This is a genomic window from Streptomyces sp. NBC_01618, from assembly GCF_045209435.1.
Lineage (GTDB): Bacteria > Actinomycetota > Actinomycetes > Streptomycetales > Streptomycetaceae > Streptomyces.
This window is the reverse complement of record NZ_CP109297.1, coordinates 5,706,544-5,724,558: the sequence shown is the minus strand read 5'-3', so window position 1 is coordinate 5,724,558 and position 18,015 is coordinate 5,706,544. Positions and strand designations below refer to the sequence as shown.

The 18,015-nt window shown below is 69.7% G+C and carries 17 protein-coding genes and 1 riboswitch; of the genes, 5 read left to right on the top strand and 12 right to left on the bottom strand.

Annotation, left to right across the window (positions count from 1 at the left end; translation table 11 throughout):
- The first annotated feature begins 286 nt into the window (after positions 1-286).
- Together OH735_RS26665 and OH735_RS26660 are read left to right on the top strand one after the other, a co-directional pair.
- Entirely contained in the window at positions 287-1,081 is a 795-nt protein-coding gene (locus OH735_RS26665) for a helix-turn-helix domain-containing protein (protein ID WP_406384168.1), read from the top strand.
- A gap of 11 nt (positions 1,082-1,092) precedes the next feature.
- Positions 1,093-1,287 carry a DUF397 domain-containing protein gene (locus OH735_RS26660; protein WP_406384167.1) on the top strand — a complete coding sequence of 65 codons (195 nt, stop codon included), beginning with the start codon at positions 1,093-1,095 and terminating at the stop codon, positions 1,285-1,287.
- A gap of 206 nt (positions 1,288-1,493) precedes the next feature.
- On the opposite strand, the gene mnmA is transcribed toward OH735_RS26660, so the two are convergent.
- Positions 1,494-2,624 (bottom strand): tRNA 2-thiouridine(34) synthase MnmA, encoded by a 1,131-nt coding sequence (mnmA, locus tag OH735_RS26655; RefSeq protein WP_406384166.1) that lies wholly within the window; start codon positions 2,622-2,624, stop codon positions 1,494-1,496.
- A 61-nt stretch (positions 2,625-2,685) separates the two neighbouring features.
- Between mnmA and OH735_RS26650 the strand changes: the two genes are divergently transcribed.
- Positions 2,686-3,366: an N-acetylmuramoyl-L-alanine amidase gene (locus OH735_RS26650; protein ID WP_406384165.1), complete on the top strand. Its 681-nt coding sequence runs from the start codon at positions 2,686-2,688 to the stop codon at positions 3,364-3,366.
- Between the two features lie 80 nt (positions 3,367-3,446).
- Here OH735_RS26650 and OH735_RS26645 read toward each other — a convergent pair whose 3' ends face one another.
- From OH735_RS26645 to OH735_RS26595, 11 genes are all read right to left on the bottom strand, one after another.
- Positions 3,447-4,616, bottom strand: coding sequence for a cysteine desulfurase family protein (locus tag OH735_RS26645; protein WP_406384164.1), 1,170 nt, complete (start codon positions 4,614-4,616; stop codon positions 3,447-3,449).
- Positions 4,617-4,762: 146 nt separating this feature from the next.
- Positions 4,763-5,629: a thioesterase family protein gene (locus tag OH735_RS26640; protein WP_406384163.1), complete on the bottom strand. Its 867-nt coding sequence runs from the start codon at positions 5,627-5,629 to the stop codon at positions 4,763-4,765.
- Positions 5,630-5,748: 119 nt separating this feature from the next.
- On the bottom strand, positions 5,749-6,420 hold the full coding sequence (locus OH735_RS26635; protein ID WP_406384162.1) for a trimeric intracellular cation channel family protein: 672 nt from the start codon (positions 6,418-6,420) through the stop codon (positions 5,749-5,751).
- Between the two features lie 18 nt (positions 6,421-6,438).
- Complete coding sequence (locus OH735_RS26630) at positions 6,439-7,791, bottom strand: dipeptide ABC transporter ATP-binding protein (RefSeq protein ID WP_406386751.1); 1,353 nt, start codon at positions 7,789-7,791, stop codon at positions 6,439-6,441.
- A gap of 35 nt (positions 7,792-7,826) precedes the next feature.
- Positions 7,827-8,927 carry an ABC transporter ATP-binding protein gene (locus tag OH735_RS26625; RefSeq protein WP_406384161.1) on the bottom strand — a complete coding sequence of 367 codons (1,101 nt, stop codon included), beginning with the start codon at positions 8,925-8,927 and terminating at the stop codon, positions 7,827-7,829.
- Positions 8,924-9,925, bottom strand: a complete 1,002-nt coding sequence (locus OH735_RS26620) for an ABC transporter permease (RefSeq protein ID WP_406386749.1) — start codon at positions 9,923-9,925, stop codon at positions 8,924-8,926. Before OH735_RS26620 ends, OH735_RS26625 begins: the two co-directional genes overlap by 4 nt.
- Positions 9,926-10,070: 145 nt before the next feature.
- The gene (locus OH735_RS26615; RefSeq protein ID WP_406384160.1) at positions 10,071-11,852 is read right to left on the bottom strand and encodes an ABC transporter substrate-binding protein; all 1,782 of its coding nucleotides are present in this window, start codon (positions 11,850-11,852) and stop codon (positions 10,071-10,073) included.
- Between the two features lie 95 nt (positions 11,853-11,947).
- Positions 11,948-12,952 carry an ABC transporter permease gene (locus tag OH735_RS26610; protein ID WP_406384158.1) on the bottom strand — a complete coding sequence of 335 codons (1,005 nt, stop codon included), beginning with the start codon at positions 12,950-12,952 and terminating at the stop codon, positions 11,948-11,950.
- 541 nt (positions 12,953-13,493) lie between these two features.
- Complete coding sequence (locus OH735_RS26605) at positions 13,494-14,267, bottom strand: enhanced serine sensitivity protein SseB C-terminal domain-containing protein (RefSeq protein ID WP_406384157.1); 774 nt, start codon at positions 14,265-14,267, stop codon at positions 13,494-13,496.
- A gap of 166 nt (positions 14,268-14,433) precedes the next feature.
- Positions 14,434-15,204, bottom strand: a complete 771-nt coding sequence (locus OH735_RS26600) for an enhanced serine sensitivity protein SseB (RefSeq protein WP_406384156.1) — start codon at positions 15,202-15,204, stop codon at positions 14,434-14,436.
- Between the two features lie 82 nt (positions 15,205-15,286).
- Positions 15,287-15,976: an AAA family ATPase gene (locus OH735_RS26595; protein ID WP_406384155.1), complete on the bottom strand. Its 690-nt coding sequence runs from the start codon at positions 15,974-15,976 to the stop codon at positions 15,287-15,289.
- Positions 15,977-16,135: 159 nt separating this feature from the next.
- Positions 16,136-16,230: riboswitch (glycine riboswitch) on the top strand.
- Positions 16,231-16,370: 140 nt separating this feature from the next.
- On the opposite strand from OH735_RS26595, the gene gcvT reads away from it, so the two are divergent.
- Both gcvT and gcvH read left to right on the top strand, forming a co-directional pair.
- On the top strand, positions 16,371-17,537 hold the full coding sequence (gcvT, locus tag OH735_RS26590; RefSeq protein WP_406384154.1) for a glycine cleavage system aminomethyltransferase GcvT: 1,167 nt from the start codon (positions 16,371-16,373) through the stop codon (positions 17,535-17,537).
- Between the two features lie 91 nt (positions 17,538-17,628).
- Positions 17,629-18,006, top strand: a complete 378-nt coding sequence (gene gcvH, locus OH735_RS26585; protein ID WP_406384153.1) for a glycine cleavage system protein GcvH — start codon at positions 17,629-17,631, stop codon at positions 18,004-18,006.
- The last annotated feature ends 9 nt before the right edge of the window (positions 18,007-18,015 follow it).

Sequence of the window (18,015 nt, the reverse complement as noted above, 5' to 3'; positions counted from 1 at the left end):
CGGTCGGGGTGGCGGTGGCAATGCCGGTCCGGAGCCCGCCGTTCCCGGGTGGGCGGGGTGGATCGGTGCGCTTCCGCAACCCACGGTCACGTCGGCGGCGCAGGTCATAAACTAAGGCACTGCGACTCACGTGTGAGCACTTTTCCACGAATGAGTGAGTCGCCATTTGACTCGCTGGACCGCTTCACAGGCCCCTGCAAGACTGTGCGCGCACGAGAGAGGACTCATGGCTTCACGAAATGCACCCACAGGCCGCCAGCGTCGCCTGGCCGTTGAAGTCCGGCGCATGCGCGAGCAGGCCGGCATCTCGATCCTGGAGGCGGCCGCAATGCTCGGCGCGGACCGCACGATGATCTCCAACATCGAGGCCGGCCGCACCGGGCTCAGCGAGGAACGCGTCCGCCAGATCGCCTGCCACTACGGGTGCCCGGACTCGGCTCTGATCGATGCACTCGCCTCAATGGCAGGCGGTCGACGGGCGCGGCACTGGTGGGACGAGTACCGAGGCAAACTCCCCGACGGCCATCTCGACGTCTCCGAGATCGAGCACTTCGCCACACGCATCCGGACGGCACAGACCGTCCACCTGCCGGGCCTCTTCCAGATCGAGGAGCACGCGCGGGCGATCTTCGACTTCGCGGTGCCACAATTGCCCCGACTGGAAGTGGAACTCCGGGTAGCCCACCGCATGGGTCGCCAGGCCGTCGTCACCGGAGAGAACCCGACGCCGTACCTCGGCATCATCCACGAGGCTGCGTTGCGGCTCGAGTTCGGCGGCCGGGACGTGTCCCGCCGACAGCTCGACTATCTCGCGGACGCATCCGAGTTGGATCACGTGACTCTGCTGGTCATCCCGTTCAGTGCGGGCCCCTTCCACGGCGCCGGACAGTCGGTCCTCTACGCCGAGGGCTCCGTCCCACAGCTTGACACGGTCCAGCTCGACACCTCGTTCGGCGGTCAATTCGTCGATGCCCCGACGCCACTGGGGAACTATCGTTCCCTTTTGGACCTGATGGAAGGCTCCGCGCTCTCTCCCGAGGAGTCGCGAAGGCTCATCCGGTCGATCGCCCGCGAGCTGTGAGAGGTCACGATATGCCCGAACGTCACTGGCACCGCTCTTCATTCTGCGCAGGGGGCGGCAACAACTGCGTCGAGGTTGCCGCAGCAGAGGGCACAGACATCGCGATCCGCGAGAGCGAGAGCCCGGAACGCGTCGTCACGACGAACCGGGCCGCACTCCGTGCGCTGGTGCTCGGAGTGAAGGCCGCCGGCATCGACCGCAGCTGAACGGGAAACACTGAACTCCGGGAGAGACACCCGGACGGCCCCAGCGTCCGGCCCGACCTGGCGCCCTCGCAGACCGGCTCGGCCGCCAGGTTCCAGGGCACTTCAGCGGTCCGGGCACGCGGACAACAACGTCTACCAGGAGCTTCACTCCGCACCGCCCGGCCACGCCGCCAGGTTGGAATGGGGCTCTGTGCCGGCCCCGGCGGTCAGCCGGAAGCCGCCGCCGTTTCCCGGCGCGCCGTCGTCGCGATGGTCGCCGAGCCGACCACTCGGGAGCCGTCGTACAGGACGACCGCCTGGCCGGGGGCCACGCCGCGTACCGGCTCGGTGAACGAGACGTTCAGCGTCCCGTCCACCAGTTCGGCCGTCACTTCCGTCTCGCCGCCGTGGGCGCGGAGCTGGGCGGTGTACGTGCCGGGGCCGGAGGGGGCGGTGCCGCACCAGCGGGGCCTGATGGCGGTGAGGGCGGTGACGTCGAGGGACTCGACCGGGCCGACCGTCACCGTGTTGTTCACCGGGGAGATGTCCAGGACGTAGCGCGGCTTGCCGTCGGCGGCGGGGTGGCCGATGCGCAGGCCCTTGCGCTGGCCGATGGTGAAGCCGAAGGCGCCCTCGTGGGTGCCGACCTTCGTGCCCGACTCGTCGACGATGTCGCCCTCGGCCGTGCCGAGCCGGCTCGCCAGGAAGCCCTGGGTGTCGCCGTCGGCGATGAAGCAGATGTCGTGGCTGTCGGGCTTCTTGGCTACGGCGAGGCCCCGGCGCTCGGCCTCGGCGCGGATCTCGTCCTTGGTGGTGAGGGTGTCGCCGAGCGGGAACATCGCGTGGGCGAGCTGCTTCTCGTCCAGGACACCGAGGACGTACGACTGGTCCTTGGCCATGTCGGAGGCGCGGTGCAGTTCGCGGCTGCCGTCCTCACGCAGGACGACGGTGGCGTAGTGGCCGGTGCACACGGCGTCGAAGCCGAGCGCGAGGGCCTTGTCGAGCAGTGCGGCGAACTTGATCTTCTCGTTGCAGCGCAGGCACGGGTTGGGGGTGCGCCCGGCCTCGTACTCGGCGATGAAGTCGTCCACGACGTCCTCGCGGAAGCGTTCCGCCAGGTCCCAGACGTAGAACGGGATGCCGATGACGTCCGCGGCGCGGCGCGCGTCGCGGGAGTCCTCGATCGTGCAACAGCCGCGCGCTCCGGTACGGAAGGACTGTGGGTTCGCGGAGAGGGCGAGGTGCACACCGGTCACGTCGTGTCCCGCCTCGGCGGCGCGGGCCGCGGCGACGGCGGAGTCGACACCGCCCGACATGGCGGCGAGCACACGGAGGGGGCGCTGGGAAGTCTGAGTCATAGCTCCACCAGGGTACGGGGCGTCGGGAACCGAATGCTCACGGATAAGCGTTGTCGATCACATGGGGACCAAGGGGAGGGCGGGCGCCAAGGGGTCCGCAGGGGCGAAGTCCGGGCACGGCATCAGCCGGCGCGGGCTGCTGATCGGCGCTGCCGTCACGGCCGCGGGTACCGCAGTGCTGGCGAGGGAGAAGCTGGAGCGCGCTTGGTGGCGATTGCCCGGGGTGGACAAGCCCCGCACGCCGGGCGAGGTGGACTTCGCACGGGCCGAGTGGATATCGGCGTCCGCGGCGAACTGGCGGCGGGCCGACCGTCCCGCCGACTATCCGATCGACCGGGTCGTCATCCATGTCACCCAGGGCAGCTATCAGAGCGCGGTGAAGGTCTTCCAGAACCCGGGGCACGGGGCGGCGGCGCACTATGTGGTGCGCAAGGACGGCCATGTGACGCAGATGATCCGTGAGCTGGATGTGGCGTTCCACGCGGGGAACAGGTCGTACAACGAGCGCAGTGTCGGCATCGAGCACGAGGGGTTCGTGGATCGCCCGCAGGACTTCACGGCGGCGATGTACGGGGCGTCGGCGCGGCTGACGGCGGCGATATGCGGGCGGTACGGGATGCCGGTCGACCGCAAGCACATCATCGGGCATGTGGAGGTGCCGGGCACGGACCACACCGATCCCGGGAAGCACTGGGACTGGGACCAGTATCTGAAGCTGGTCCGGGCGGCGGCCACGCGGTGACCGGGTGGCCCCGCCAGTGACCGCGTGGCCCCGCCGATGACCACGCGGCCCCGCCCGATCCCGGACAGGGCCGAGAGGCCCTAGCTGAGTCCCGCCGTCCGTGCCCGCTGCACCGCCGGTCCGATCGCGCGGGCCACCTCGTCGATGTCCTGCTTGGTGGACGTGTGGCCGAGCGAGAAGCGCAGGGTGCCGCGGGCCAGGTCCGGGTCGGTGCCGGTGGCCAGCAGGACGTGGCTGGGCTGGGCGATCCCGGCGGTGCAGGCGGAGCCGGTGGAGCATTCGATGCCCTGGGCGTCGAGCAGCAGGAGCAGGGAGTCGCCCTCGCAGCCGGGGAAGGTGAAGTGGGCGTTGGCGGGAAGCCGGCCGCCCGGGGCCGGGTCACCGCCGAGGACGGCGTCCGGCACGGCCGCCAGCACCGCCGCGACGAGGTCGTCGCGGAGGGCGCCGATCTCGCGGGCGAATTCCTCGCGCCCGTCGGAGGCCAGCCGTCCCGCGACGGCGAAGGCGGTGATGGCGGGCACGTCGAGGGTGCCCGAGCGTACGTGCCGCTCCTGGCCGCCGCCGTGGAGCACGGGTACGGGGGTGTACTCGCGGCCGAGCAGCAGCGCGCCGACGCCGAACGGTCCGCCGATCTTGTGCGCGCTGACCGTCATCGCGGCCAGCCCGGACCGGGCGAAGTCGACTTCCAGCTGTCCGAACGCCTGCACCGCGTCGGCATGCATGGGTACGTCGAACTCGCGGGCCACGGCGGCCAGTTCACGTACCGGCATGATCGTGCCGATCTCGTTGTTGGCCCACATCACGGTGACCAGGGCGACATCGTCGGGGTTACGGAGGATCGCCTCGCGCAGGACGTCCGGGTGGACGCGTCCGTGTTGATCGACGGGGAGGTATTCGACGTTCGCGCCCTCGTGTTCGGCGAGCCAGTCGACGGCGTCCAGCACCGCGTGGTGCTCGACCGGACTGGCCAGCACCCGGGTGCGGTGGGGGTCGGTGTCGCGGCGGGCCCAGTACAGGCCCTTCACCGCGAGGTTGTCCGCCTCGGTGCCCCCGGAGGTGAAGACCACCTCGCTCGGGCGTGCGCCGAGGGCGTCGGCGAGGGTCTCTCTCGACTCCTCGACGGTACGGCGGGCCCGGCGCCCGGCGGCGTGCAGTGAGGACGCGTTACCGGTGACGGCGAGCTGGGCGGTCATCGCCGCGATCGCCTCCGGAAGCATCGGCGTGGTCGCGGCGTGGTCGAGGTAAGCCATGGTGGGCTCGATTCTACGAGCCCGGGGGGTGCGGGGTGTGTGCCGGGCGGATTGCCGCCCGGCACCCGGGGGCGGGGTGTGTGCCGGGCGGATCGCGACCTGGTAGCCGCACCGGGCGGGGCACCGCGCCTCGCTCCCCCGTGCGGCTATGCGCGCGGAGCCCTGGCCAGCTGGCGGGACTGGGCCACCAGTCGGTCCGCGCTGTCCCAGACGTCCGCGTCCTCCTCCAGGAAGCCGCCCGCGAGGTTGCGGGTGGTGATGGAGACGCGCAGCGGGCCGGGGGCGGGGCGGCAGCGGATGTGGGTGGTGAGTTCGACGGTCGGCGTCCAGCCCTTGAGGCCCAGCTCGAAGGAGGTGGGCGGCAGTGCGTCGACGGTGAGCAGCAGCGAGAGCGGGTCGGCGTCGCGGCCGTCCGCGAGACCGAACCAGCCGCGCATCTCGCCCTTGCCGGAGGGGGCGCCGACGGCCCAGCCGATCGTCGCGGGGTCGAGCCTGATGTCGAGCCGCTCGGTGATGGCGGAGCTGCCGGGGATCGGGGCCGGGCCGTCGCTCGGGCCGAGGCAGTGCGCCGGCGGCGGGATGGCCGGCGGCTTCGCCGATGTGCGGACCTCGTCGGACAGTGCGTCCAGATCGCCGTAGGTGGCGATGACACGGATGCGCTCGATCTCGGAGCCGTCCTCCGCGTACTGGAAGAGGGAGGCCTGGCCGGTGGAGAGGGTGCGGCCGGTGCGGACCGTCTGGGTGCGGATCACCGCGGGGCCCGGGACGGACGCGGTGAGGTAGTGCGCGGAGACCGAGAAGGGGTCCGGATGCGGCAGGGCCTCACCGAGCGCGCGGCCGAGCATGGCCAGCAGATAGCCGCCGTTGACTGCGCGGATGATCGTCCACCCGGCGGAGAGCTCGGCGTCGTAGACGCCTTCTTCGCGAAGGGTGACGGCGGTGTCGCGGTCGAACTCGCTGTCCCCGATGGTTGCCTGCGCGGTCCGCGTCGCCTGCTCTGCTGTCTGTGCCATGCGATGCACCGTACACCGATTGTATTACTGAGCGGTAGCTTTCTGACGGTCGAAAGATGTCATCCTTCGGCGTCGGCGCGAGGCTTGCCAGGCGCGGGACTCGTCAGGCGCGGGACTCGTCAGGTGGCCTCGGACCCCTCCTCGGCCGTCGCCGACCGCCGGTTGTAGGCGCGCGGGGCCCGCCAGTGGTAGCGCATCGAGAGCAGCCGCAGCACGAAGGCCGTGATCACCGCGGCACCGCTGGTGAACGCGTTGAGCACCTCGAAGCGGATGCACAGCACGATCACCGTGGCGCCGACGATCGCGGGTACCGCGTACAGGTCGCGGTCCCAGCGCAGCAGCGAGGGCACCTCGTTGGCCAGGACGTCACGCAGCACACCGCCGCCGACCGCGGTGGCCAGGCCCAGCGTCGCCGACGCGGTGAGGCCGAGGCCGTAGCCGTACGCCTTGACCGTGCCGGTGACGCAGAACAGCCCGAGGCCGGCCGCATCGAAGACGTTGACGCCCACCTGGATCCGTTCGACCTGCGGGTGCAGGAAGAACACCAGGAAGGCGGCGATGAGCGGGGTGGTGAAGTAGCCGAGGTCGGTGAAAGCCGCCGGCGGGACCGCCCCGATGACGATGTCACGGAACAGCCCCCCGCCCAGCGCGGTCACCTCGGCGAGTACCGCGATGCCGAAGACATCGAAGTTCTTGCGTACGGCGAGCAGTGCGCCGGAGATCGCGAAGACGAAGATTCCGGCGATGTCGAGCGCATGCTGGACGGAGGACGTGAACAGTTCGTTGAGCACCGGGCAATTGTGCCGGTACTACTCCTTCGGGCTGTCCTCCGGCGTTTCGGGCGTTGCGGCGCCGTCGCCGGCCGCGCTCTTGTCGGCCGTGCCGCCCTGGGCCCCGCTCCCCTCCGCCGCGTTCCCCTCCTGCGCGTTCTCGTCGGGCGCGTTGCCCTGGGCCCCGCTCTCCCCCGCCCCGCTCTCCTCCGCCGCGTTCTCGTCGGCCTCCGGCTCCCGTACGACGTCGGCCTCCGGCTCCCGTACCGCGTCGGCATCCGGCTTCCCCACCTCGACGACCTCGATCGCCTCGCGCGCGGCCGCCGTCACCGTCTCGCCGGGTACCTGGTCCGGCGCGTTCTCCGGATGGTGGCAGGCCACCTGGTGCCCGGTCTTCAGCGCGACCAGCGGCGGCTCCTGCGTCTTGCAGACCTCCGTGGCCTTCCAGCACCGGGTGTGGAAGCGGCAGCCGCTCGGCGGCGAGATCGGCGACGGCACGTCGCCCTTCAGCAGGATGCGCTCACTCTTGGCCGAGCGGCGCTTCGGGTCCGGGATCGGGACCGCCGAGAGCAGCGCCTTGGTGTACGGGTGCATCGGCGCCTTGTAGAGCGACTCGCGGTCGGCCAGCTCCACGATCTTGCCGAGGTACATCACCGCGATCCGGTCCGAGACGTGCCGGACGACCGAGAGGTCATGGGCGATGATCACGTACGTCAGGCCCAGCTCGGCCTGGAGGTCGTCGAGCAGGTTCACCACCTGCGCCTGGATGGAGACGTCCAGCGCCGACACCGGCTCGTCCGCCACGACCAGCTTGGGGTTGAGCGCGAGCGCGCGGGCGATCCCGATGCGCTGGCGCTGGCCGCCGGAGAACTCGTGCGGATAGCGGTTGTAGTGCTCGGGGTTGAGGCCCACCACCTCCAGCAGCCGCTGCACCTCCTTCTTGACGCCGCCCTCGGGCGTGACGCCCTGCAGCTTGAAGGGGGCACCGACGATCGTGCCGATCGTGTGCCGGGGGTTCAGCGAGGAGTACGGGTCCTGGAAGATCATCTGCATGTCGCGGCGCATCGGGCGCATGGCGCCGACGCCGAGGTGCGTGATGTCCCTCCCCTCGAACTCGATCTTCCCCGCGGTGGGTTCGAGCAGCCGGGTGATCAGCCGGCCCATCGTCGACTTCCCGCAGCCGGACTCCCCGACGACGCCCAGGGTCTCGCCCGAGCGCACCTCGAAGTCGATCCCGTCGACGGCCTTCACGGCACCGGCGCCGCGCTGCAGCATGCCCTTCTTGAGAGGGAAGTGCTTCTGCAGCCCGGTCACCTTGAGCAGCACCTCGCGGGAGGCTGCGTCCTCGACCGCCCCGCCGTCCCCGGCAGACCTCTGCGCCGGAACGTCCACGCCCTTGTCCTCGCTCGTCACGGCCTTGTCCTCGCTCACAGCTTGGGCGCAATCTCTTCGGTCCAGATACGCTCCCGCTGCTCCTGCGACATGTGGCAGGCCGCCCAGTGCCGGCTGCCGACCTCCTGCAGCTCGGGCCGTACGGTGCGGGTCACGTCGTCCTTGGGTACGTCCGCGTACGGGCAGCGCGGGTTGAAGGCGCAGCCCGACGGGATGTTGATGAGCGACGGCGGGGAACCCTTGACCGGGATGAGCCGGTCGGTCTGGTCGCGGTCGAGGCGCGGCATCGAGCCCAGCAGTCCCCAGGTGTAGGGGTGCCGGGGCTCGTAGAACACCCGCTCGGCCGGTCCGCGCTCGACGCAGCGCCCGCCGTACATCACCAGGATGTCGTCGGCGAGCTCGGCCACGACGCCCAGGTCGTGGGTGATGATGATGACCGCGGAGCCGAACTCCTTCTGCAGGTCCCGGATCAGGTCGAGGATCTGCGCCTGGACGGTGACGTCCAGTGCGGTCGTCGGCTCGTCTGCGATCAGCAGCTCGGGGTTGTTGACCAGCGACATGGCGATCATCGCGCGCTGGCGCATGCCGCCGGAGAACTCGTGCGGGTAGCTGTCGACGCGCTTGTCGGGCTGCGGGATGCCGACCCGGTCGAGCATCTCGATCGCCCGCTTGCGGGCGGTCTTCTTGTCCACGGCGTGATGGACGCGGTACGCCTCCACGATCTGCTTGCCGATCGTGTAGTACGGGTGCAGCGCGGACAGCGGGTCCTGGAAGATCATGGCCATGTCGCGGCCGCGCAGCCTGCGCACCTCGTCGGGGTCCGCGGACAGCAGTTCCTTGCCGTCCAGCCAGATCTCGCCGGAGACCTGCGCCTTGCGCTTTCCGTACTGACCCGCGGTGTGCAGGCCCATGATGCCCAGCGACGTGACGGACTTGCCGGAGCCGGACTCGCCGACGATGCCGAGGGTCTTGCCCTTCTCCAGCTGGAAGTTGAGCCCGTCGACGGACTTGACCAGGCCGTCGTCGGTCGGGAAGTGCACCTTGAGGTCGCGCACTTCGAGGAAGGCGGTGGGAACGGGCGAGCCCGCCGGGGCGGGTTCGCCCAGCGTGGCACCGCTCTTGTGCAGTTCGGTCATCCCAGCCTCACTCGCGGGTCGATGACGGCGTACAGAATGTCGACGACGAGGTTGGCGACGGCGATCGCGAGAGCCGCGAACAGTGTGACGCCGAGGATCACGGGCAGGTCCTTGTTGCTGATGGCCTGGACCGCCGCGAGCCCGAGCCCCGGCAGGTTGAACGTGGACTCGGTGAGGACGGCGCCACCGAGGAGCACACCGATGTCGAGGCCGAAGACGGTGAGGATCGGCGTCATCGCGGAACGCAGGGCGTGCCGGGTGATGACGGTTCCCTCGCCCAGGCCCTTGGCGCGGGCGGTGCGGATGTAGTCCTCGCCGAGCACTTCGAGCATGGTGGCTCTGGTGAGCCGGGCATACATCGCGGCGTTCAGGAAGGCGAGCACGATCCACGGCAGGATCAGCGTCTGGAACCAGGTGCCGATGCCGTCGTCCGTGGAGAGGTTGTCGGCGATGTGCACCCAGCCGAGGGTGTGCACGAACAGGCCCATCGCGACCATGCCGGTGAAGAAGATCGGCAGGGAGACGCCGGCGAGGGCGGTGGTCATCGCGGCACGGTCCCAGATGCTGCCGCGCCGGAGCGCGGAGACGACACCGGTGGCGACGCCGCCGAGGAGCCACAGGACGCAGGCACCCGCGGCAAGCGCGCCGGTCACGGGCAGGGCGTCCTTGAGGGTGGTCCAGACCGGCACTTCGGTGCGGAAGGAGTAGCCGAAGCAGGGTGCGGCGCAGTGGGTGACGTCGTCACCGTTCGCGTAGTCGCGCCCCATCGGGATGCCCTTGACGAAGTCCCAGAACTGGACGAGGAGAGGGTCGTCGAGACCCAGTTTTATCCGGATGCCCTGGAGCTGCTCGGCACCGGAAGCCTTGCCGGCGAAGAGGACTGCGACGTCCTGACCCGCCCACTTGGGCAGCATGAAGAAGATGGTGAAGGTCGCGAGCAGTACGACGAGCACCATGATGACTACGGCGAACAGGCGCCGGATGAGATAAGCAAGCACTGTGCGCGGCCCGCCGGTGACCGGGAACCCCTTGTGGGGGCTCCCGGCCACCGCCCCGGGCCATCACCTGCCCTTCGGACTGGCGGGTTTCGGCGGCGGTAGAGCAGTCAACCGGGTTGACTGCACATGCTGTTGACTACAGCGATTACTTGACGACGCCGAGCGAGACGTAGTCGTAACGGCCGTTGTACGCGTCGGACATGTAGGCGTTCGTCAGTCGCTTACCGCGCCAGGTGATGTTCTTCTCGTAGATGAAGGGCATCCAGTCGGCCTGGTCCAGGATCCGCTTGTCGAGGTTCTTGTAGATCTCGCCGGCCTTGACCGGGTCGGTCTGCGCGATCGCCTCGTCGAAGAGCTTGTCGATCCCCGGGTCCTTGAGCTGCGACTCGTTGTAGTTACCGGTCTCGGACAGGAACCGGCTGTCCCACAGCGGCTGGCCGAAGCCCTGGCCGGACGGGAAGTCCGGGCCCCAGCCGCTCATCGTCATGCCGTAGCCGCGCTTCTTCACGACGGACGGCGAACCGGTGATGCTGGAGGCCTCGGCACCGTCGATCGGGTCGACCTCGATCTTGATGCCGACCTTGCCGAGCTGCTCCTGGAGCGCCTCGGCGACGTCGACCTCGCCCGGGTTGTTGTTACGGGCGGTGAGCTTGGTCGAGAAGCCGTTCGGCTTGCCGCAGGCCTTCAGCTCTTCCTTGGCCTTGGCGGCGTCCGGCTTGCCCTTGCGGGCGAGGACACCGTACGGGTCGTAGTCGCTGTGACCCTTGATGGAGGCCGGCAGGGTGCTGTTGGCGATCGCGCCACCGGCGATCTCGCCACCGCGGGTCTGCTGCAGGGCCGCGAAGTCCGTGGCGTAGAAGACGGCCTTGCGGCAGTGGACGTCGTCCAGCGGCTTCGCCGTGTGGACGAGCGCGACGTAGCGGACGAAGGACGTCTGCATGTTGTCGACGCTGTCCTTGTGGTCCTGGACAGCGGTGACACGGCCGGACTGGGTCATGCCGGTGCCGTTGAGGTCGACGTCGTAGTCGCCCTCCATCAGCTTCTTGTCGTTCTCCTCCAGGTTGGCGGAGATCGTCACGGTGATCTTGTCCGGCAGCGCGGGACGCAGCGGGTCCGAGGACTTCTGCCACTTGTCGTTGCGGACGAGCACGATGCTCTTGCCCGGCTTGTACGTCTCGAACTTGTACGGGCCCGAGGAGAACGGCCGCTGGGTGTACTTCGCCTTGGTGTCCTCCGACGCCTTCACGGGCGAGCCCGAGGGCATGGCGAGGAACTGCTCGAAGTCACCGTTGGGCTTGGGCAGCTTGAAGACGATGGTGTTGTCGTCGGGCGTCTCGATCGCCTTCAGACCGAGCTTGTCCGCGGAGGAGTCCTTGTACGGGCCCTTGTACTCGTGCTTGGGGTCAAGCGTCTGCATCAGGTACTGCGGGCCACCGGTGATGGTGTCCGTCGCCCAGATGCGCTCGATGCCGTACTTGACGTCCTTGGAGGTCAGCTTGGAGCCGTCCTCCCAGGTGAGGCCGTCCCGCAGCTTGTACGTGTACGTCTTGCCGCCGTCCGAGATCACACCGGGGCCGGTGGCGAGGTCGCCGACCAGCTTGGTGGAGGCGGCGCCGGGCTTGGTGTCGTACGTGACCAGCTGGCGGGTGTAGAAGCGCATGAAGTCCCAGGCCATGCCGTAGTAGGCACGCTGGGGGTCGGCGGAGTCGAGGTCCTGCTTGCCGACCATCTTGAGCGTTCCACCCGTTTTGGTGGACGGGTTGGCGACCTTGTTGAACGCCGCGTTGAAGCCGGCGCCCTTCGCCGTGCTGCTGCCGCCGCCGCTGTCGCCGTCGTCGCCGCCGCCGCACGCCGAGGTGGTCATCAGCGCCGCGACCACGAGGGCCGCACCAGCGGTGAGCCGTCGTTTCGAGGTAACTGTGGACATTTTCTCGTAACCTCCGAGATCGCGGTCCCAGGCCATTGCTTGCCGGAGAACCATGGGAAGAGCCACCTGACAGTGCGGCAGGGGCAAGTCGTGGGTTATCGGGTTCCCTTGGGATCCAGGGCATCGCGCAGCCCGTCCCCGAAGAGGTTGAAGGCCAGCACGGTGATGAAGATCGTCACGCCGGGGACGACCATGAACATCGGGTCGTGCTCGTACGTCTCCAGGGCGTCCCGCAGCATGCCGCCCCAGGAGGCCGTGGGCGGCCGGACACCGGCACCGAGGAAGCTGAGGGCCGCTTCGGTGAGGATGTTGGTGGGGATCATGAGCGTCGCGTAGACGGTGATCGGCGCCACCAGGTTCGGCAGCAGCTCGCGGAAGAGGATGTGCCCGCGCCCGCCGCCGAGGCTGCGCGCCGCCTCCACGTACTCGCGCTCGCGCAGTGAGAGCGTCTGGCCCCGGACGATGCGTCCCACGTACGGCCAGCCGAAGAAGCCGATGACGGCGACGAGTACGGCGATGCGCACCCCGCTGCCGGTGAGGCCGAGCAGATCGTCGGGGAGGACGGAGACGAGGGAGATGATGAACAGGAGCTGCGGGAACGACAGCAGCACGTCCATGGTCCGGCTGATCACTGCGTCGACCCAGCCGCCGAAGTAGCCGGCGATGATCCCGAAGAGCGTGCCGAGCGCCACCGCGACCAGGGCCGCGAGGAACGCCACGAGCAGCGAGATCCGGGCGCCGTAGACGATCCGGCTGAAGATGTCGCGCCCCTTGTTGGGCTCGACGCCGAAGAGGAAGTCGCCGCTCACGCCACCGAGGGAGCCGGTGGGGAGATTGGTCAGCGGGTCGAGCTTGTCCTGGTGGAACTCGTTCGGCGGGTGCCCCAGCAGGCCCACGATGAGGGGCGCGAAGATCGCCACCACGATCAGGACGAGGACAACGATGCCACCCGTCAGCGCGACCTTGTCCTGCTTCAGGCGATTCCAGGCGATCTGCTTGAGAGAGCGCCCCTCGACCTTCTTCACCCCGGAGTCGGCTGCGGGACCACCGGTCGCGATCGGGTCCGCTTCCGTGGTCGGCTCATGCAGTGGTGCCGTCATCGTGGCAAGGACCCCTCTCAACCGGCGGTGGCCGGGCCGAACTGGCCGCTGTGGCGGCACGGATCAGTCAGTCGTACACAGAGGCGGCAGGACGCCCTTGCTGCGGGAGTCTTCATTGCCGTTGCGCGCGGTAGCCATACCGTCAGACGAATGGATGCCTAACCGTGATGCGGTCAGGGGTGTTCCGTTATCCGGACGGATGTGAACGCCCGCCGAACACAGGGCAGTTGAGGCGGAAGGGGGCACGCGCGTAGATTTACGTCGCTTTCGCCATCAGATCTCCCCAGTACGGAGATCTCAGACATCGGGAGCGGGAAACCCCGCGGAGGGTTTCCGCGAGGCGCGCACGGGAGCGCGACGGCATGCACAAGGACCAAGAACGCGGGCCGGGATTCGGGGAGTTGGTGCGGTATGCGTACGTTACGTTCCGGTAATCAGGACCATACGCATGCTTTCCCCGTGCACCCGGCACGTACACCTGTGTTCCGGGTGCACCGGAGTGCGCCGGAGTGCCCCGGTACGTACACGACTGCCGGCAGGCTCAGTACGCGCCCTGCGGCGGCGGGTAGCCGTAGCCGGCCGCCGGGGCGTGCGCCTCGCGGTCGTAGAACGGGCGGGTGTTGGCGCGCAGCCACATCGCGACCGGGTCGTACTCGTCGGACATCGCGACCGTGGAGACGGGCAGCCCGTCCGGGACCGCGCCGATCGACTGCTGCATCATCGCGCGCACCGCGTCGACCGAGGGCTGGCTGGTGTCGTAGAGATCGAGGCCGATGGCGAGATACGGAACCCCGAGCGCGGGCTGCACCCAGGCGCGGCGCAGCGAGCGGATCGCGGGGGTGTGGTGGGCGTTCTGCGTGAGCAGGGCATAGAACTGCGGGATCTCGATGGCCGGCTCGGTGAGCCGGAGCGGGCCCGCGGGCATCCGGTCGAGGCCGGTGGCGATCCGGCGCAGGTCCAGCCAGGGGATGCCGACGCCGCCGCCCGGGGCGTGCGGGTTGAGCCAGATGCCCCAGCGGTCGGGGAAGAGGGCGCGGGCGATGTCGCGGCCGGTGACGAGCTCATGGGCCCGGTTCCAGCCGCTGGCGGAGAGCTCCTGGGCGGAGGTCACACAGGGGGCGTAGCCGAGGCCGTCGACCTCCATGTTCCCGTACTGGGCGTCGGGCGAGCCCGCCTGACCGTGCCAGAGGAGCATCCAGATCCGGTCGTTCGCGAGGGCCTGCAGCAGTGCCTCGTACGCGTCGTAGCGCCCGGGCGTCACTTGGCGCAGCATGTGCTCGACCTGCCCGGCCGCCGCGGTGCCTGACGCACTCACCTGGTCCCGCCCCTCTTCGATCCACTGTGTCGGCCCGCCGCTCCCGGGGCACACGGGTGCGGCACGGTGCCGTGGTACCAGCCATCAAACCAGCTTATGCGCCGGTCCTGACACCGACTTGACGCCTCGGCCCGACGCGGCGATCGGCTTCTGAGGCGTCGGCGTGCTATTGGGTCTCGCGCCGGTAGAACGGCTTGACCTTCTCCCGCATCCAGTCGCCGACCGGGTCCTGCGCCACGTCGAGCAGAACCAGATTGACCGGCCAGGGCACCTCGACGCGGCCGAGCGCACGGCCGAGGGCGTCCATGGGGGCATTGCGTCCGGCGCCCTCCCAGGTGGAGAACTCCACGCCTATGAAGAGGACGGGCTCGCCCCCTTCGATGCTGGCCAGGGCCCGGCGCGCGGTGAGCACGACACCGCTCTCCTCGAATTCACCGGCCGCCGCGGCGAGGAAGTCGACGGGCTCCTCCTTCCAGTCCGGCTCGTACAGCCGGACCCGGCCGCCGCTGGCCGGTCCGTCCAGCGGGGTGCGTCCGGCGCGGCAGAGCTCGGCCACGGCGGGCGGCGGCAGCGGCATCCCGACGGCGCCGCCGGGGTTCACCGCGATGCCGAGTTGCGGGGGCAGTCCGCGGGCGAAATCGCGGGCGGGCGCGACGGCGAAGGACATGGCGGTACCGACACAGCCGAGGAACTGCTGTTCGGAGCTGAATACGGGGACGTACGCGGCGCCCTCGATCTCCAGCGTCGGCAGGTCCAGGTCCAGGGAGTCGGGTCCGCCGCCGCCCGGCAGGGGCACCCAGACCTGGCTGCGCCCGAGCACCTCGACGAGCCGTCCGCCCGCCTCCGGGCTGCCCACCGAGGCCATCAGCACCTCTTCGAGCTCATTGGCGGGCCATCCGCTCTGCGGATGGGACTGGCCCTGTGCCGGAATGTCCACTGCTTCCCCTTCTTCCCCGAGCCTTCCGGCAGAAGGTTAACGTCCGGCTCACGGGCCTTCCGGCAGAAGGTTGACGTCCGGCTCACGGGCCCTGTACGTCCGCGAACGCGATCCGGGCCAGCAGCCCGGCCGCCTCCCGGTCCAGCAGCACCGCGGAGGCGCATCCGGGCGGCAGCAGGCCGGTCCCGGTGGCGCGCAGCAGCCTCCCCACCGCCCTGCGGTGCCGGGCGAAGGCGTATCCGGAGACGCCGCGGCCGCGTTCCCGCTGGCCGTCCATCGCCGTCTGCGGTGTGACGTCGAGCAGGACGAGGTGCAGGGCGCGGCCCCGGCGCCGCGCGGCACGGGCCAGCCAGCCGCGTACCCACGCCTGGGTTCCGCAGTCGTGGACGACGACGGACTCGCCGGAGCGCAGCACCCGCCACAGCCCCCAGTAGTGGGCGACGCGGACGAGGGGACGGTAGAGGGCGTACGGCAGTAACCCGGGCACGAGCCCCGCCCAGCGATCCCGGGTGTCCTGGGAGTCGATGGCGTGGGCCGTCGTCACCGCCCGCCGGATGAGGGTGGATTTGCCGCTGCCGGGCAGCCCGGACACCACCACCACGTCGCCCGCCGCGAAGTGCAGGCTGCGCGGGCTGCGCCCGCCCCGCTCCCGCAGGTCCCGCACGACGGGCCCGTGCGGGCCACGCGCCTCCGTGGCGGGCGCCGCCCCCGGTTGTGCGGGCATCGCGCCGTGCGCGACCCCCGCGGTCGTCGCGTACCGCTGCAACGTCATCACCCCTCCCCCTGTCGGGTCACCCCACGCATGCCCCTGAAGTGTAAAGAAAAGGTAATGCGGCACAACCGTCCACGCCGTTGATTCCCACGAGGGACCGGGGCCCCACTCCGGCGCGATGCATGCGATGATGACCCGGCCAACTGCATAAAGGCCGCTTGAATCCGCGCGGGAGAGTTCCGGTCAGATGTGCCGGGCGCCGAAGGAGCAAGTTCCTCCCTTGAATCTCTCAGGCCCCGTACCGCGTGGATGAGGCAGATCTGAAAAGCGGGCCGCTCTGCGGCCCCACCCAAGGTGCAAGCCGAACCCTTCGGAGGGCTCTCGGCGAACCTCTCAGGTTCCGATGACAGATGGGGAGGGATCGTCCTGTCGTCATGCCCCGGGAGCCACATCCATGAGCACCGCCCCCCGTCTCACCTCCCACCCGTCGCCCACCACCGCCCTGCCGGAAGGCGCTTCGCGCCACAGCCCTCTTCAAGCCCTACACCGTTCACTGGGCGCGACCATGACCGACTTCGCGGGCTGGGACATGCCCCTGCGGTACGGCAGCGAGCGCGACGAGCACAACGCGGTCCGCACCAGGGCCGGGCTCTTCGACCTGTCGCACATGGGCGAGATCACCGTCACCGGCCCCGAGGCCGCGGCCTTCCTGAACTTCGCGCTGGTCGGCAACATCGCGACCGTCGCCGTGGGCCGCGCCCGCTACACGATGATCTGCTCCGAGGACGGCGGCATCCTGGACGACCTGATCGTCTACCGGCTGGGCGAGACCGAGTACATGGTGGTCGCCAACGCCGGCAACGCCCAGACCGTGCTGGACGCGCTGACCGCGCGGGCCGACGGTTTCGACACCGAGGTGCGCGACGACCGCGACGCGTACGCGCTGCTCGCCGTCCAGGGCCCGGAGTCCCCCGCCATCCTGGCCGCCGTCACCGACGCCGACCTGGACGGCCTGAAGTACTACGCCGGTCTGCCCGGCACCGTCGCAGGTGTCCCCGCGCTGATCGCCCGTACCGGCTACACCGGCGAGGACGGCTTCGAGCTGTTCGTCGCCCCGGAGCACGCCGAGCAGCTGTGGAAGGACCTCACCGAGGCGGGCGCCTCCCGCGGCCTGATCCCGTGCGGGCTCTCCTGCCGCGACACGCTGCGCCTGGAGGCGGGCATGCCGCTGTACGGGCACGAGCTGACCACCGGGCTGACCCCGTTCGACGCCGGTTTCGGCCGGGTCGTGAAGTTCGAGAAGGAGGGTGACTTCGTCGGCCGCGAGGCCCTCCGGGCCGCCGCCGAGCGCGCCGAGACCGCCCCGCCCCGCAAGCTGGTCGGCCTGATCGCCGAGGGCCGCCGCGTACCGCGCGCCGGCTTTTCCGTGGTCGCCGGGGGCGAGGTCGTCGGCGAGGTCACCTCGGGCGCGCCCTCGCCCACCCTGGGCAAGCCGATCGCCATGGCGTACGTGGACGCCGCGCACGCCACGCCCGGTACCGCGGGCGTCGGGGTGGACATCCGGGGCAGCCACGAGCCGTACGAGGTCGTGGCGCTGCCGTTCTACAAGCGTCAGAAGTGACGTCCGCGCACCTCGGAAGTGACGTAGTCCCGTCTCACACCGTAAGACCACCGTTCATCAGCACTCCCCCGCGTACAGGAGAATTCAGGTCATGAGCAACCCCCAGCAGCTGCGTTACAGCAAGGAGCACGAGTGGCTGTCGGCCGTCGAGGACGGTGTGGCCACGATCGGTATCACCGAATTCGCCGCCAACGCGCTCGGCGATGTCGTATACGCCCAGCTCCCCGAGGTCGGTGACACGGTGACCGCGGGCGAGACCTGCGGCGAGCTGGAGTCGACCAAGTCGGTGAGCGACCTGTACTCGCCGGTGACCGGTGAGGTCACCGCCGCGAACCAGGACGTCGTGGACGACCCGTCGCTGGTCAACTCCGCTCCGTTCGAAGGCGGCTGGCTGTTCAAGGTACGCATCGCGGAGGAGCCGAAGGACCTGCTCTCCGCCGACGAGTACACCGAGTTCTCCGGCAACTGAGACCCAAGG